The following is a 14,976-nucleotide window of genomic DNA, read 5'->3' as shown; positions in this document are numbered from 1 at the left end:
TGTGGGCAAGTAAAACGCGAATATGATTTATCTTACCAAAACATGAGGTCGTTAAGTTTTGGATAATGTATGTGGATCATCCGCAAAATGGACCTTTGCTCTCGTCGGATAGAGCAGAGAGACGTGTCGGTGTTGTTCAGGGAAGTTATGGCGCAGGCGGGGGTGGGTAAGGAAAGCCCCCATTGATTTTTGAGTGGTTATGTAATACCTATTTTGAAATAGGTATTACCGAGGTGTGCCGTGAGTACGACCGTGACGATCAAGGGTCAGGTGACCATTCCAAAATCCGTACGGGACCACTTGGGCATCGTGCCGGGCAGCCGCGTGGATTTCCGTCGTACCGCTGACGGTCACATCGTCATCGAGCCGGCGACGCCCGCGCCATCCAGCCGGTTTGCCCAGCTTCGCGGACATGCCGGCGAGGGGATGGCGACTGAAGAGATCATGGCGTTGACGCGGGGCGAGCCGTGACATTGGTCGATACCAATGTGCTGCTCGACCTGGTAACCGCCGACCCGCAATGGGTCGATTGGTCGATCGCGTCGCTAGAGGCGGCTAGCCTGCACGGTCCACTTTTTATCAATGATGTCGTCTATGCCGAACTCGGCGTCCGCTATGAGCGGATTGAATTGCTGGATGACTTCGTTTCCAAGGCTGGGCTGGAAATGGTTGGCCTGCCGCGTCCGGCGCTGTTTCTCGCCGGCAAGGCTTTTGCGCAATATCGCAAGGCAGGCGGGGCACGAAGCGGTGTCCTGCCCGATTTTTTCATTGGCGCCCATGCGGCGGTTAGCCGATTGCCGCTGCTGACCCGCGACGCGGGGCGGTATCGGACATATTTTCCGACGGTTGAACTGATTTCGCCCTAGCACGATTACGAGCACCGGGGGAGGGCCGACTGGCACGTCCGCCCCGGCGCGCGTCAACTCAGCGCTTTGTCAACTCAATAACCGGGATGGCTTCGCGGGTGGTTTTTTCGGCATAGCCGGCGAATTGGGGGAAGAGGGCGGCTTGCCGTGCATAGGTGGTGTCGCGCTCGGTGCCTTCGAGGATGCGGGCGCGAACGGGTATGCGGGTGATGGTGGTGCCGTCGCCAACGGAGATATCCAGCTCGGGATGAGCAATGACATTGTGATACCACGCCGGATTATTGGGGGCGCCGCCGAAGGAGGCGAAAACGAACCAGGTGTCCTTGTCTTCCTGGAGGAACATCAGGGGCTGGGTGCGTTCAGCGCCGCTCTTGGCGCCGATGGAATGGAGCAGGAGCACTGGGGAGCCTTTGAAATAGCCTCCCGGCTTGCCGTTGCTCTCTTTGAAGTCAGCTATCACCTGATCGTTGAAACTGCTCATGTCCGGCCTCGTTCCTTTGGGTGGCCTTAACCTAGTATCGGCACAGCGCGGGAACAAGGTAATGCCCAGAAAACAAAAAGGCCGCCGGGGCAAACCGGCGGCCAGTTAAGAGCCTGAGACATGATTGGAGGTCAGGATCAGGCAGAAAGCAAATCAAGTTTTTGGCGAACACTGGCCCGGAGGACATCGATGGGCTCGGCGACGCCAAGATAGTCGTGGTGCCAGAAGGTCCACCCGTTGCATGCCTCGGAACCCTGAACCAGCGCGCCGACCTTGTGGATCGACCCCTGGTGCGGACCCGAGACGAGCGAGCCGTCTGCACGAACCATGGCAGAGTAACGTTTCGTTAAGTCGAAAAGTTGCGCGCCCGGTTCGATCAATCCCTGTTCGACCAGCGAACCGAAGGGAATGCGGGTTTCCTTGCGCTTCGGCGTGACCGATTGCAGTGCGTCAAATACCGCGGGGCGGATCGAGGCGATGCGATTGCGGGCGGCGGCTATATAGGTCTCTTCGCGCTCAATGCCGATGAAGTGGCGGCCAAGTTTGCGGGCCACGGCGCCGGTGGTGCCGGTGCCGAAGAAGGGGTCGAGGACGATATCCCCCGGCTTGGTCGTGGCGTTGAGAATGCGGAACAACAGGGCTTCCGGCTTCTGGGTCGGATGGACCTTGTCGTCGTCTTCGTTTTTGAGGCGCTCGGAGCCGGTGCAGATCGGGAAGAGCCAATCGCTCCGCATCTGCGTGTCGTCATTGGCAAGCTTCATGGCTTCATAATTGAAGGTCACGCGGCTCTTCTGGCTTTTCGAGGCCCAGATTAGGGTTTCATGCGCATTGGTGAACCGCGTGCCGCGGAAGTTCGGCATCGGGTTGGCCTTGCGCCAGATGACGTCGTTGAGCATCCAGAAATCGAGATCCTGGAGCGCCGTGCCGACGCGGAAAATATTATGGTACGAGCCGATGACCCAGATGGCGCCATCCGGTTTCAGCAGGCGACGCGCGGCTTTCAGCCAGCCGCGGGTAAAGGCGTCGTAATGGGCGAAAGAATCGAACTTGTCCCAATCGTCGTCGACCGCATCGACCTTGCTTTGGTCGGGGCGGGTAAGGCCCTGTTCCAGCTGCAGGTTATATGGGGGGTCGGCGAAGATGAGATCGACGGAGCCGGCCGGCAAGGCATTCATATGGTCGATGCAATCGCCCACGAGAATGGTGTCGATCGGAAGGCGGGAAGCCTCCTCCGCATCGGCCGACTGGGCCGTACGCGCGGTACGCAACATGCAACTATCCCTAACGCAGTACTAACCATGCCTTTGTACTTCGTCAGGGTTAATGGAGCGTTTGTAAGGGGTTAGCGAGGGGTTAACCCTCGATTGTGACGGTGGCTTTTTGGATGAGAAGCGCCGCCACCGGGGCGAAGGCCGAGCGGTGGTGGCGGCTGGGGCCGTGGCGATTGAGGGCCTTGAGATGGGCCGCGGTGCCATAGCCCTTGTGACCGGCAAAGCCGAAATCGGGCGCGTCGCAATCCATGATGGCGCACATGCGGTCGCGCATGACTTTGGCCACGATGGAGGCGGCAGCGATGGAAACGCTGCGGCCATCGCCGCCGATCAGCGCAATGCCAGGGCAGGGGAGGCCGGGCGGAATATCGCGGCCATCGATAAGCACGCAGTCGGCGGTGCAGGGGAGCGCGCGGACGGCGCGGGTCATGGCGGCGAGGGTGGCGCCGCGGATATTGAGATTGAGAATATCGGAAGGTGGGGCGCTGACAATGGCGACGTCGGCGACGGCCAAAATTTCCTCGAACAGTTCGGCGCGGCGTTCGGGCGTCAGTTTCTTGGAATCGTTGAGGCCCTGTGGGATGCGATTGGGATCGAGACGCACGGCGGCGACGACGACGGGGCCGGCGAGGGGGCCGCGGCCAGCTTCATCGACGCCGACGACAGAGCGGGCGCCGCGGTCATAGGCCATTTGCTCATGGCTGAAATCGGGGAAGGCGGCTTCAGGCGCGAAGAGTTCGGTGGTGGTTTCGACCGTTATGACAGTTTTGCGAACCATCAGCGGGTCCGGCCGAAGCCGGCCTCCATGGCGGCGCGATCACCAGCGAAGAAATGGTGCCCGATGCGATTGGTCTCGCCGACAAAATCGGTGAGGGCTTTGCTGTTCGCCATGGCCTCGGTGAGATCGCCGAGGATAATGAGGCGCAGGGAATAGTTCTGCAGTTTCTGGATGAAGTGGCCAGCCTGCTTGTTGCCGAGGACGAAAAAATCGGGAGCGAAGCGCGATACGGGAATGGCAACGGCATCCACATCGAGGCCATAGGTGGCGCCGATGACGTCGAGCGCGTCCTGCTCGGAACCGAGTCGCGGCCCGATCTCGTCGAGAAGCATCACATTGAGGCTGTTTATCTTCTCGATAGCCACGCCTGTCGTCCTCTGGTCATTTTTCCGGGGTCACTGATATAAGAGTCTGGCCGGGGGGCAAAGACGAGAGTGCTCTTATGCGTTATGTCGCACGCCTTGCCGCCCTGCTGCTGCTGACCGTGCCCGCAGCGGCCGAACCTTTTCATCATTCCTATGGCGAATGGCGCGAATATTTTCGCGACTGGCTGGCGTCTTGTCCTGACACCATAAATGAGGATTCCACGGATTATTATGGCTATTCGTGCTTTGCCAGCACCGGCAGCCAGGCGCTGAACAGCGCCAATCTGCCGGCTTACAAACTGACGCTGATCCGCAATCGGCTCGATGGCGAATTGGATCTCGCCATCACCGTGGCGGCGGATCAGGGGGCATATGACGAAAGCCGGCCCATGCGGCTGCTCTTTGCCGGCGATGGTCCGGTCATGCTCAATATGGGTGAGCACATCGAAACGCGGTTCAATGTCACCAACCAGTATTTCGTGGCCGATGCCGAACTCGAAGCGCGGTTGATCGAGCGGATGAAGGAGCGCGCATCGCTCAAACTCGTCGTGCCGATGACGGGAGAGGAGCAGCCGGCCGATATCTGGTTGTCGCTGCAGGGGGTGATGGGGTCGCTCGATTTCATGGCGAGCAATGCGCGCAAAGTGGAGCAGTACTGAGCGCCTGATGCGGCGAACTGCGTGTTGACGAATGCGCCCTCTTGGTGTGCTTTGCGCGCGCTCAAGCAAGGACTGTTCATGACTCTTCTACCCGGCGCTGGCCTCCTTTTCGATATCGATGGAACGCTGGTGGAAAGCGATCCGCTGCACCTCGAAGCTTTTAATCGCGCCTTTGCGCCCTATGGGCACCATTTTGACCGCGAACGCTTCGGCCGCGAACTGCAGGGGCTAGCCAATGAGGCGATTGGCGCGCAGTTTTTGCCGCATGAAACCCCGGAGCGGCAGTGGGAAATCATGATGGAAAAGGAAGCCCTGTTCCGTTCGCTGGCCGCCGAGGGCGTCGAGCCGGTGCATGGGCTTTTTGCGCTGCTCGATTGGGCCGATGCGATTGGGTTGCCGGCGGTGGCCGTGACCAATGCGCCCCGGGATAATGCCGAGCAATTGCTGAATAGCATTGGGGCGCGGCACCGGTTCAAGGGGCTGGTGATCGGCGACGAACTGGCACACGGCAAGCCGCATCCGCTGCCCTATCTGGAGGGGCTGCGGATTCTTGGGGCCAGGGCCGAGAACTGCGTGGCTTTTGAAGATTCGCGTACGGGGCTGAAGTCGGCGACTTCGGCGGGGATTGCGACGATCGGCATGGCGACGGGGCTGGAACCGGCGCAGTTGCTGGAGGCTGGTGCGACGCTGGCGGCGCGGGATTATCGGGATGCGCAGATGCTGCGGTTTATTGCGGAGCGTGTTGGGGCGAGCGAGGCGCTGAGCGCTTAGTTGGCGTCATTGCCGGCTTGTCCCGGCAATCTGTCAGATCGTTTTACCAGTCAACGGCAGAACGTCGGTCGCAGATACTTCTCCACCCACCTTCTGTCATCCCGGCGAAGGCCGGGACCCATCTCGCGATCTCAGGGTGGGCCCCGGCCTTCGCCGGGGTGACAATCGAGAGTGAATACGTGTCAGCGTAAATCAGAAGAGCCTAAAACAAGCTCATCTGTTTGCTCTCGAGCGTCGGGGGGACGAAGAGGTCGGTTCTGAGGCCCGGTAGTTTGACGTCGAGGCCGTAGCGTTCGCGGGCTTTTTCGAAGCGCTGGCGCAAAAGGGTGGCGTAGGGGCCTTCGCCGGTCATTCTGGTGCCGAAGCGCGAGTCATAGTCCCGCCCCCCGCGGGTGTCGCGGACGAGCGAGAGGACGTGGCGTACGCGGTCGGGGAAATGGCGCAACAGCCATTCGCGAAACACGTCGCGCACTTCGCCCGGAAGGCGGAGGAGGATCATCGAGGCGGCGAGTGCACCTTGCGCCTTGCCGGCATCGAGGATGCGTTCGAGCTCCATGTCGTTGATGGCCGGGATCATGGGTGAAGCAAAGATGGCGGTGGGGACGCTCGCCTCGCTCAAAAGCCTTATGGCTTCAAGGCGCCGGGAGGGGGAGGAGGCGCGGGGCTCCATCTTGCGGCTGAGTTTATGATCCATCGAGGTCACTGAAATCGCGACCTTGGCGAGGCCGAGTTTTGCCAATTCGGTGAGGAGGTCGAGATCGCGCAGGATCAGCGCCGACTTGGTGGTGATCATCACCGGGTGGCGGGTTTCGAGCATGACTTCAAGAATGGCCCGGGTCAGCTTATGCTTGCGCTCGGAGGGCTGATAGGGGTCGGTATTGGTGCCCATGGCGATGGGCTTGGGGCGATAGGATTTTGCGCCCAATTCACTGCGCAGGGCCTCGGCGGCATTGGTCTTGACGTAGATTTCGCGCTCGAAATCGACGCCGGCGGAATGGCCGAGATAGGCGTGGGACGGGCGGGCATAGCAATAAGAACAGCCATGCTCGCAGCCGCGATAGGCATTGATCGAGCGATCAAAGCCGATATCGGGGCTGTCATTGGTGGTGATGATGCTTCTGGCGCGCTCTGTGTGCTCGACCGTTTCGAAGGTCGGCAGGGTTTCGACGCTGCCCCAGCCATCGTCGAAATTTTCGCGCGCATGGGTTTCGAAGCGCCCGGAGCGGTTGGTCTGCGCGCCGCGCCCGCGAATGCGATCGCTATCGAGCAATTCGCGGCGCGCAAGATCGGCGTCGCGGCTTTGGCTGAGACGTTCGAGCGCTTCGAAGCTGGGGGCCTGATAGAGGGCCATGGCAAATCTCCTGCTGCCGCCGCTGCGGTCTGGAATCGACCTCGTTGGCGCCCTTCAAATCTAGCAACCGAATTAGAACACAACAAGAACGATGTTTATATTTTGTTCTCAATTTTTCGGCACGCATTGCAGCCTTGCGCGAATTGCGTCTGGACGATCGCTTTAGCCGGGCCTATGCAGGTTTCCCCCGAAAATGGGGCACATCAGTTAAGCAAAAAATTTAGCATTGACCACCATTCCCGCCAGGATTAGTTAAGCGCGGTCTGAACTGATGGCTGCTGACAGGCCTTGTCGCAGAGAAATTGGAAAGCGCTGTCGAACTCGAGCGATGCCATGCGTCGCAAGGGTGTCACGCGCTTTAGTGAGGGTATGGACATGACGACAGACACAGCAACATTCGACGCGCTTGAGCAAAGCGCTCCCCATCATCCTGACAACGCGGCGCGCAACCGGCTGGTTATCGGGCTGCTGCTCGTTTCGACCTTCGTGGTGTTTCTCAACGAAACCATCATGAGCGTGGCCATCCCGCATCTGATGACCGACCTCGGGATCACGGCGAGCCTGGCGCAGTGGCTGACGACGGCCTTTCTTCTGACCATGGCCGTGGTGATTCCGATCACCGGCTTCCTGCTGCAGCGACTCAACACGCGGCCGATCTATATGGTCGCCATGTCGGTGTTTACCCTTGGTACGCTGATCTGCGCGCTCTCGCCGGGGATCGAATTGCTGATCGCAGGCCGCGTCGTGCAGGCGGTCGGCACGGCCATCATGATGCCGCTGCTGATTACCACGGTGATGTCGCTGGTGCCGCCCGAAGGGCGCGGCAAGGTCATGGGCAATATTTCAATCGTCATGTCCGTGGCGCCGGCCGTCGGCCCGACGATCGGCGGGTTTATTCTCGCCCATTTCGACTGGCGCTTCATGTTCTATTTCACCCTGCCTATCGCCATCCTGGCGCTGGTGATTGGCGCGAGCCGCATCCGCAATGTCTCGACGCCGCGCTATGCGCCGCTTGATGTGCTTTCGGTGATCCTCTCGGCTTTTGCCTTTGGCGGCATCGTCTATGGCCTGTCGAGCCTAGGCGAAGGCGCGGAACACGGTTCGGCCATTCCGGCCTGGGCGCCGATTGCTGTTGGTGTCGTGGCTATGGCGGCTTTCGTCTGGCGGCAGTTCGGTTTGCAGAACGATGACAAGGCGCTGCTCGATCTGCGTACGCTGCAGCATCGGAACTATACTTTTGCGCTGATCACCATGGCGATTGCCATGGTGGCGCTGCTCGGCAGTTCCATTCTGTTGCCGATCTATACGCAGAAGGTGCTCGGCCTTGATACCTTGCAGACCGGCATGCTCTTGCTGCCCGGTGGCCTCTTGATGGGTGTGCTTGGTCCGGTGGTTGGCCGTCTTTATGACCGCGTTGGGCCGCGGCCGCTGCTGGTGCCCGGCGTCATTGCGGTTTCGGCCGTAATGTGGGCGTTGACGCTGGTCAGCCAGCATACCCCGGTCTGGGCCGTGGTTGCCGGGCATATCGTCCTCAGCGTGGGCCTCGCCTTTACCTTCACGCCGCTCTTTACCGCGTCGATGAGCTCGGTGCCGCCGAAGTTCTACTCCCATGCCAGCGCCATTCTGGGTTCGGTGCAGCAGGTGGCGGGCGCGGCGGGCATTGCGCTCTTTGTGGCGGTGATGAGCCTGCAATCGGCGGCGGGGGTTGCGGCTGGTCTTGACGGTGTGGACGCATTGGCGGCCGGTATTCGCGGCGGCTTCCTCTGCGGCGCCATCGTGTCGCTGCTGATGATCGTCGCGGCGTTCTTCGTGAAACGGCCGGAAGGCGGTCACGGCGGCCCGGCAATGGGTCACTGATAAAACGAGAAAAGGCCGGGCAATGCCCGGCCTTTTTGTATCAGCGCTCGTCGAGGCGCGGCATCAGCTCGACGAAATTGCAGGGTTTGTGCCGGTAGTCGAGTTGCTGGGTGAGAATGCCTTCCCAGGCGTCGCGGCAGGCGCCGCGCGAACCGGGGAGAGAGAAGACGAAGGTGGTGCCGATGAGGCCCGCCGTGGCGCGGGACTGGATCGAACTCGTGCCGACGGTGGTGGAGGAATATTGATGGAAGAGCACGGAAAAGCCTTCCATCCGCTTGTCGAACAGCGGTTCGACGGCCTCAGGCGTGACGTCGCGGCCGGAAAAGCCGGTGCCGCCGGTCGTCAGGATCACATCGACCTTGGGATTGGCGACATAGGCCTGGACGGCGGCGCGGATAAGCTGGATGTCGTCGCGGACGACTTGCCGGTCGAAGCAGGTGTGGCCATCGGCTTCGAGGAGGGACTTTAGGAGCGCGCCGCCGGTATCGGTTTCGAGCGTCCGCGTGTCGGAAACGGCGATGACTGCGATGGACAGGGGCTTGAAGGCCCGATCCTCAAACCGTTCCGTCTTGAACACGCTTTGGCTCCGTGGTTTCGATCAGCTCTTCGGGGACCGCCGGCTCGTGCCGCACGATCTCCTCGTCCTCGGCATCACTATCAGCCCGTGGATCGAGCACAATAGATTCGGGCGTTGCCTGCCGATCCATCGGCTGGAACGGCGCGCGATGGGCAGCATCGACGCTCTTGCGGACGCGCATGCGCATGAAGGCAAAGCCGGCGACGGCGGCATGGAAAATGGCGGTGATGATGAAGAGCGCCATGGGCGCGATATTGCTCATCAGCATGGAGGCGATCGCCGGGCCGACAGCAAGGCCGAGCCCGAGGATCAGCAGCATGCCGCCCGCGATCTTGGCGAAGTCGCCATCCCGCGCGAAGTCGTTGGCGTGGGCCACCGCGATTGGATAGAGCGGATTGGCGGCCAGGCCATAAAGGCCGAACAGCACATACATCAGCCAGCCGGCGCTGGGGTTGATGATGACGATAAGAAGGCCGACGACGGAGGCGCCGGCTGCAAGGCCCACCATGACCTGGCGCCGATCGATGCGGTCGGAGAGGCGGCCGAAGGGAATTTGCGCGACGGCGCCGGCAATGGCGGCGATGGCGAAAAGCAGGGCAATGCCCGAGGCATCGAGCCCCTGTTCATAGCCATAGACCGGCGCCAGCGTGCCGAAGGCGCCATTGGCCATGCCGCAGCAGAAGGCCGCGACGGCGGCGACGGGCGAGGTTTTGATCAGAAGCGGCAGATCGAGCTTGGCGGAGGCGAGGGGGCGCGGTTGTGGGCTCGAGGTCAGAGCCGGCGGCATCAGCGCACAGATAAAGGCGATGGCGCCGATGACGAAGGGAATATAGCCGGCGGTACCGGTGACCGACATGGCGATCTGGCCAACCGTCGAGGCGGTCAAGTTGATGGTCACATAGATCGAAAAGATGGTGCCGCGGCTCTTGTTGTCGGCGACCTCATTGAGCCAGCTTTCAACGATCATGGCGGCGCCGGCAAAACAAAAGCCGGAAAGCGCGCGCAGCACGATCCAGCTGACATCGTTGATCCAGAGGAGGTTGAGGAGGATCGTCACCGTGCCAATGGCGGCCATGACGGAGAAGGCGCGGATGTGACCAACCTTGCGCACGATCATCGGGACAGCGATGGAGCCGGCGACAAAGCCGACCGACCAGCCGGTGCCGATCAAGCCAAGGGCGAGGAGGGAAAACTCTTCCTCGGCGCCGCGCACCGAGAGCAGGAGCCCTTGCAGGCCACCTCCGAACATCAACAGGGCCGAGCCGAGGAACAGGGCGTAGATTTTGATGACGGAAGCCATGGCGCTCTAAAATAGTGGCAGCGAAACGTTGCAAATCACCGAGAGGTGACCATAGCGCGACATAGGCGGAGCGATAGGGCGGAAATGGGGAGGCGGGGCAAAAAGTTGACTGGGCTTTGGCGGTTGCCGCTCCACCCCCTCCCATCCTCCCCCATCAAGGGGGAGGTGTCAGATCGAGTTTGGGGCACGGCTCAGTCAAAACCACCGGCCCCAACCGAATTCGCTATAGCGAATTCGGTGACACCTCCCCCTTGATGGGGGAGGATGGGAGGGGGTGACGGCGCTCGCGAAAGCCAGTTAGGCCCTCAGCTCAACCCCAGCTCTACCATCTTCATCTTCAGGCTCAGCAGATCAGCCCAGGCCTGCTGCTTGGCGGCCGGGTTGCGCAAAAGATAAGCCGGGTGGAGCGTGGGGAGGGCGTCGACCTGATGCGTGCCGATGGCGACGTCCTGCCAGCGGCCGCGCATCTTGATGATGCCGGCGGTGGTCTTGAAGACGGTCTGCATGGCGGGGCCACCGAGCGTCATGACGAGGCGGGGGGCGACCAGTTCGACCTGGCGGTTGAGGAAGGGCAGGCACAGTTCCATTTCTTCGGGCGTCGGGGTGCGATTGCCGGGCGGGCGCCAGGGAACGGTGTTGGCGATGTAGACTTTTGTGCGGTCGAGCCCGATGGCGCCGAGCATGCGGTCGAGCAACTGGCCGGAGCGGCCGACAAAGGGTTTGCCCTGACGATCTTCTTCGGCGCCGGGAGCTTCGCCGATCAGCATGATCTTTGCTTCTGGATTGCCGTCGGCAAAGACCAGCTGGGTGGCGCGGAATTTGAGGCTGCAGCCATCATAGGCGTCGAGAAGCTTTTGCAATTCATCGAGCGTAGCGGCTGAGGCCGCGAGTTTGCGCGCTTCGGACGGGTCCCCGATAATGGCGGCGGTGGCGGGCTGTGGCGGCTGGGCTGGGGCAGCCGCAGCCTGGCGGAGAGCCTGAGCGGGAGAGGGCGCGGGGGCCGGTTGCGCGAAGCGATCGACCGGATCCTCGCCCACGGCCAGATCCACGCCGGCGGCGCGATACCAGTCCAGCACGGCAAGCAGTTCAGCCTTGTTGAGTTCTCGACCTTGAGACATGGGGCTCGTTATGTCACACCGCATCGGAGGCGACCAGTCGCCTGCCGACGTTGAGGGTTGGACTATGGCCGAAGCTGGCAATCGAGAGACGATTTCGACCGACGTTCTTATTGTCGGCGCCGGTCCTTCGGGCCTTGCAGCGGCAATTCGGCTCAAACAGCGCCATCCTGAACTCAGCGTCACAGTGGTGGAAAAGTCGGCCGAGATCGGCGGGCATATTCTGTCGGGTGCGGTCATGGACCCGGCAGGGCTCGATGCGCTGCTCCCGGACTGGCGGCTGAAGGGCGCGCCGGTCGGGCCCGGTGTCACAGAGGACAGGTTTCACTATCTGACGGCAAAGGGCGATTTCGCTCTGCCCCATCTTCTGGTGCCCCCACAGCTCAAGACGCCCGGCGCGGTGATTGTCAGCCTTGGGCGGTTGGTGCAGTGGCTGGGTGAACAGGCGGCCGAACTGGGTGTCGATATTTTCCCGATGACGGCGGCGGTGGACGTGTTGCGCACGGGCAATGGCCCGGTGCGCGGCGTCATTACTGGGGATCTCGGACGTGATGCGGAGGGCAATCCCAAAGCCGGCTTTGCCGAGGGCATTGCGCTCGAAGCCAAATATACGCTGATCGCCGAGGGCGCGCGCGGATCGCTGGCCAAGCAAATCATTGGCGATTTTAGCCTTGCTCGCGAGCCGCAGAAATATGGCCTCGGCATCAAGGAAATCTGGGAAATTCCGGCGGAAAAACACCGTGCGGGGCAGGTTGATCATTATCTCGGCTTTCCGCTCGACAATGCGACCGCGGGCGGTGGCTTCGTCTATCACGCCGAGAACAACAGGCTCTATGTCGGACAAGTCACCTATCTCGACTATGCCGACCCGACGCTGTCCCCCTTCGATGAATTCCAGCGCTTCAAGCTGCATCCGTCTGTCGCAAAACTGCTCGAAGGCGGCACACGCATCAGCTATGGCGCAAGGGCGGTGACGGCGGGCGGATGGCAGTCGATCCCGACGCTCGCTTTTCCCGGTGGCGGGCTGATCGGCTGTTCGGCCGGCTTCATGAATGCGCCGCGGTTGAAGGCCATTCATAATGCCATTCTCTCCGGCATCGGCGCGGCCGATGCGGTGGGTGCAGCGCTTGAGAAGGGGCGGCAGCATGATCTGGTCGCGGCCTTCGGGCCTAGCATCATGCGCACGGGAATTGCGCGCGAATTGCAGGGCGTCGCCAATGCCAAGCCGCTCTGGTCGCGGTTGGGGACGATCGCGGGGTCGCTCGCCATTGGGGCCGATCTGTGGATTTCGGCTATTTTTGGCCGCTCGCCGCTTAACCTGCGCTCGCATGGCGCGGCGGATTTTGCAAAACTGAAGCCGCGCGCTGCGGTCAACGGACGGCGCTATGCCCGCCCTGACGGCAAGCTGACATTTGATCGGGCCTCCTCGGTTTTTCTCGCCAATCTGGCGCATGACGAGGATCAGCCGGTTCATTTGAAGCTGAAGGATCCCGGCATTCCTGTGCGCGAAAACCTGCCGCGATATGGCGAGCCGGCGCCACTCTATTGCCCTGCGGGGGTCTATGAAATGGCCAGCGAAAACGGCGAGCCGGTCTTTCGCATCCACGCGGCCAACTGCGTTCACTGCAAGACCTGCGATATCAAGGACCCGGCCCAGAACATCACCTGGGTGCCGCCCGAGGGCGGCAGCGGCCCCAACTACAGCGGAATGTGACCGCGCATAACGCGCGCGGCCTTGCGGCGCAGTCGTAAAACGGACAATCTTTGCGACCACAGCGTGCCGGCAGCGGCGTTTGTTTTTCGCATGTCTTTGCCCCGAAACCGGCGCCCACTTTCGGGAGACATGCTCTGGGAGAATTCTGCAACGTGACCATGCTTTCGAACCGACTGGCCCTGCCCATTCTGGCGACTGTTATCGCACTGGCTTTGGTGCCCACGGCTTCGGCTCAGAAGAGCGCCACCAATCTGCTCGACATGATGCAGCTGTTCAAGCCCAGCGCAACCGGCTCCTATCTCGCCGGGCGCCAGGCCCTCGAAGAATTGCGCACCGGCGAGGCCGCCCGCTATTTCAACCAGGCGGCGCAGAGCGACTGGGACAATCCGGTGCTGGTCGAGCGCTCTTTCATTGCCTTTGCCGCCAATGGGCAGATCGGGCAATCGGCCCAGGTCGCCAAGCGGCTCAAGGAACTCGTGGGCCAGAACGAGCTTGCCGAACTGGTGATCGCCACCGAGGCGCTCAAAGAGCGCCGCTACAGTGCGGCGGGCACTGCGCTCGAAACAATTTCGCAGGACACTTTTACCGGCATTACGGCGAGCATTCTGCGCGCCTGGGCGATGGTGGGCGAGAAGCGCTACGATGAGGCGGATGCGATCCTGGCCAAGCTCGGTGATACCGGGCTTGAGGATTTCCTGGTTTTCCACCGGGCGCTGATGGCCGAGATTGCCGGGAAGAAGGAAAAAGCGCTGGAGCTTGCCGCCAAGGCGTTTGAGAACGAGCCCTATGTCGCGCGCATGGTGGAAGTCTATGCCCGCATGCTGGCCAATGATGGCCGGTTCGATGAAGCGGCCGAAGTGATCGCCACCTTTGAGGATCAGGGCCTCACCCATCCGCTCGTCACCGTCGTCAAGGAAGCCGTCGAAGCCAAGCGCCGTCCGGGCGTTTTTGCGACCAATGTGCAGTTGGGCGCCGCTGAAATGTTCCATGGCATTGGCGTCGCGCTGTCGCGCGATGGCAGCAAGGACCTGGCGCTGGTCTTCCTGCGCCTCGGGCACTATCTCGATCCCAATGCCGATGTCATCGGCCTTGCCGCCGGTCTCCTGCTCGATTCCGAAGGCCAGCATGACGCGGCCAATGCCATCTATGATGCCGTGCCGTCATCCTCGCCCATGAAGCCGACGGCGGTTGTGCGCGTTGCGCAAAATCTCGATGCCATGGGCGATCGTGCCGAGGCGCTGCGGCGGCTGCGCAATATCGTTGCCACGCGCCCCGGCGATCTCGACGCCGTTTCGGTGCTGGGCGATTTGCTGCGCTATGACGAGCAATATGAGGACGCGGCCGAGGCCTATACCAAGGCGCTCGAGATCACCGGTGGCGAAGCACCGGCCGACTGGCGCTTCTACTATGTGCGCGGCATTGCCAATGAACGCGCCAAGCACTGGCCGCAGGCGGAGGCCGATTTCCTCAAGGCGCTCAAGCTCAATCCCGATCAGCCCTCGGTGCTCAATTATCTCGGCTATTCCTGGATCGACATGGACATGAACCTCGATGAAGCCCTCGGGATGATCGAGAAGGCCGTCGAGGCGCAGCCGCAAGATGGCTATGTCGTTGATTCGCTTGGTTGGGCTTTTTACAAGCTTGACCGTATCGACGAGGCGGTCGAGACGCTCGAACGCGCCGTGATGCTGCGGCCCAACGATGCCGAGATCAACGATCACTTGGGCGACGCCTATTGGAAGGCCGGGCGGCATCTCGAAGCCCAGTTCCAGTGGAAGGTCGCTAAATCGGTCGATGAAGTGGGCAATGTTGCCCAACGCGTCGGCCCCAAACTTGTCGATGGCCTGACCCCGGCAACCGCGACGGAATAG

The 14,976-nt window shown here is 61.6% G+C and carries 15 protein-coding genes; 7 read left to right on the top strand and 8 right to left on the bottom strand.

Features of this window, described 5'->3' with window-relative positions:
- The first annotated feature begins 240 nt into the window (after positions 1 to 240).
- On the top strand, positions 241 to 471 hold the full coding sequence (locus tag ASD83_RS08315) for an AbrB/MazE/SpoVT family DNA-binding domain-containing protein (protein ID WP_056309593.1): 231 nt from the start codon (positions 241 to 243) through the stop codon (positions 469 to 471).
- Complete coding sequence (locus ASD83_RS08310) at positions 468 to 866, top strand: type II toxin-antitoxin system VapC family toxin (RefSeq protein WP_056309591.1); 399 nt, start codon at positions 468 to 470, stop codon at positions 864 to 866. The genes ASD83_RS08315 and ASD83_RS08310 overlap by 4 nt, the downstream gene beginning before the upstream one ends.
- A 58-nt stretch (positions 867 to 924) precedes the next feature.
- Here ASD83_RS08310 and ASD83_RS08305 read toward each other — a convergent pair whose 3' ends face one another.
- From ASD83_RS08305 to ASD83_RS08290, 4 genes are all read right to left on the bottom strand, one after another.
- Positions 925 to 1,347 carry a nitroreductase/quinone reductase family protein gene (locus tag ASD83_RS08305; protein ID WP_056309589.1) on the bottom strand — a complete coding sequence of 141 codons (423 nt, stop codon included), beginning with the start codon at positions 1,345 to 1,347 and terminating at the stop codon, positions 925 to 927.
- 137 nt (positions 1,348 to 1,484) lie between these two features.
- Complete coding sequence (locus ASD83_RS08300; RefSeq protein WP_056309588.1) at positions 1,485 to 2,618, bottom strand: site-specific DNA-methyltransferase; 1,134 nt, start codon at positions 2,616 to 2,618, stop codon at positions 1,485 to 1,487.
- An 82-nt stretch (positions 2,619 to 2,700) separates the two neighbouring features.
- Positions 2,701 to 3,396, bottom strand: coding sequence for a ribonuclease HII (locus ASD83_RS08295; RefSeq protein WP_056309586.1), 696 nt, complete (start codon positions 3,394 to 3,396; stop codon positions 2,701 to 2,703).
- Positions 3,396 to 3,761 carry a DUF4180 domain-containing protein gene (locus ASD83_RS08290; RefSeq protein ID WP_056309584.1) on the bottom strand — a complete coding sequence of 122 codons (366 nt, stop codon included), beginning with the start codon at positions 3,759 to 3,761 and terminating at the stop codon, positions 3,396 to 3,398. The genes ASD83_RS08295 and ASD83_RS08290 overlap by 1 nt, the downstream gene beginning before the upstream one ends.
- 77 nt (positions 3,762 to 3,838) lie before the next feature.
- Between ASD83_RS08290 and ASD83_RS08285 the strand changes: the two genes are divergently transcribed.
- Both ASD83_RS08285 and ASD83_RS08280 read left to right on the top strand, forming a co-directional pair.
- Complete coding sequence (locus ASD83_RS08285) at positions 3,839 to 4,420, top strand: hypothetical protein (protein WP_056309582.1); 582 nt, start codon at positions 3,839 to 3,841, stop codon at positions 4,418 to 4,420.
- Between the two features lie 78 nt (positions 4,421 to 4,498).
- Positions 4,499 to 5,191 (top strand): HAD family hydrolase, encoded by a 693-nt coding sequence (locus tag ASD83_RS08280; protein ID WP_056309581.1) that lies wholly within the window; start codon positions 4,499 to 4,501, stop codon positions 5,189 to 5,191.
- A gap of 202 nt (positions 5,192 to 5,393) precedes the next feature.
- Here ASD83_RS08280 and ASD83_RS08275 read toward each other — a convergent pair whose 3' ends face one another.
- Entirely contained in the window at positions 5,394 to 6,542 is a 1,149-nt protein-coding gene (locus tag ASD83_RS08275; protein ID WP_082561025.1) for a PA0069 family radical SAM protein, read from the bottom strand.
- A 375-nt stretch (positions 6,543 to 6,917) separates the two neighbouring features.
- Between ASD83_RS08275 and ASD83_RS08270 the strand changes: the two genes are divergently transcribed.
- Positions 6,918 to 8,399 (top strand): MDR family MFS transporter, encoded by a 1,482-nt coding sequence (locus ASD83_RS08270; RefSeq protein WP_056310009.1) that lies wholly within the window; start codon positions 6,918 to 6,920, stop codon positions 8,397 to 8,399.
- A 40-nt stretch (positions 8,400 to 8,439) separates the two neighbouring features.
- Here ASD83_RS08270 and moaB read toward each other — a convergent pair whose 3' ends face one another.
- The 3 genes from moaB to ASD83_RS08255 all read right to left on the bottom strand — a co-directional run bounded on the left by moaB (position 8,440) and on the right by ASD83_RS08255 (position 11,394).
- Positions 8,440 to 8,976 (bottom strand): molybdenum cofactor biosynthesis protein B, encoded by a 537-nt coding sequence (gene moaB, locus ASD83_RS08265; protein WP_056309579.1) that lies wholly within the window; start codon positions 8,974 to 8,976, stop codon positions 8,440 to 8,442.
- Entirely contained in the window at positions 8,954 to 10,276 is a 1,323-nt protein-coding gene (locus ASD83_RS08260; protein ID WP_082561024.1) for an MFS transporter, read from the bottom strand. Before ASD83_RS08260 ends, moaB begins: the two co-directional genes overlap by 23 nt.
- A 305-nt stretch (positions 10,277 to 10,581) precedes the next feature.
- On the bottom strand, positions 10,582 to 11,394 hold the full coding sequence (locus ASD83_RS08255; protein ID WP_056309578.1) for a uracil-DNA glycosylase: 813 nt from the start codon (positions 11,392 to 11,394) through the stop codon (positions 10,582 to 10,584).
- A gap of 10 nt (positions 11,395 to 11,404) precedes the next feature.
- On the opposite strand from ASD83_RS08255, the gene ASD83_RS08250 reads away from it, so the two are divergent.
- Together ASD83_RS08250 and ASD83_RS08245 are read left to right on the top strand one after the other, a co-directional pair.
- Positions 11,405 to 13,105, top strand: coding sequence for an electron transfer flavoprotein-ubiquinone oxidoreductase (locus ASD83_RS08250; protein ID WP_320409098.1), 1,701 nt, complete (start codon positions 11,405 to 11,407; stop codon positions 13,103 to 13,105).
- 158 nt (positions 13,106 to 13,263) lie between these two features.
- Positions 13,264 to 14,976 carry a tetratricopeptide repeat protein gene (locus ASD83_RS08245; protein ID WP_056309574.1) on the top strand — a complete coding sequence of 571 codons (1,713 nt, stop codon included), beginning with the start codon at positions 13,264 to 13,266 and terminating at the stop codon, positions 14,974 to 14,976.

Source organism: Devosia sp. Root685, assembly GCF_001427875.1.
Lineage (GTDB): Bacteria > Pseudomonadota > Alphaproteobacteria > Rhizobiales > Devosiaceae > Devosia.
This window is presented reverse-complemented; position numbering and strand designations above follow the sequence as displayed.

Coding starts and splice junctions, on each gene's coding strand:
- ASD83_RS08305 (WP_056309589.1), bottom strand. CDS start 1,347: ATGAGCAGTTTCAACGATCAGGTGATAGCTGACTTCAAAGAGAGCAAC.
- ASD83_RS08300 (WP_056309588.1), bottom strand. CDS start 2,618: ATGTTGCGTACCGCGCGTACGGCCCAGTCGGCCGATGCGGAGGAGGCT.
- ASD83_RS08295 (WP_056309586.1), bottom strand. CDS start 3,396: ATGGTTCGCAAAACTGTCATAACGGTCGAAACCACCACCGAACTCTTC.
- ASD83_RS08285 (WP_056309582.1), top strand. CDS start 3,839: ATGCGTTATGTCGCACGCCTTGCCGCCCTGCTGCTGCTGACCGTGCCC.
- ASD83_RS08280 (WP_056309581.1), top strand. CDS start 4,499: ATGACTCTTCTACCCGGCGCTGGCCTCCTTTTCGATATCGATGGAACG.
- ASD83_RS08275 (WP_082561025.1), bottom strand. CDS start 6,542: ATGGCCCTCTATCAGGCCCCCAGCTTCGAAGCGCTCGAACGTCTCAGC.
- ASD83_RS08270 (WP_056310009.1), top strand. CDS start 6,918: ATGACGACAGACACAGCAACATTCGACGCGCTTGAGCAAAGCGCTCCC.
- ASD83_RS08260 (WP_082561024.1), bottom strand. CDS start 10,276: ATGGCTTCCGTCATCAAAATCTACGCCCTGTTCCTCGGCTCGGCCCTG.
- ASD83_RS08255 (WP_056309578.1), bottom strand. CDS start 11,394: ATGTCTCAAGGTCGAGAACTCAACAAGGCTGAACTGCTTGCCGTGCTG.
- ASD83_RS08250 (WP_320409098.1), top strand. CDS start 11,405: ATGTCACACCGCATCGGAGGCGACCAGTCGCCTGCCGACGTTGAGGGT.
- ASD83_RS08245 (WP_056309574.1), top strand. CDS start 13,264: ATGCTTTCGAACCGACTGGCCCTGCCCATTCTGGCGACTGTTATCGCA.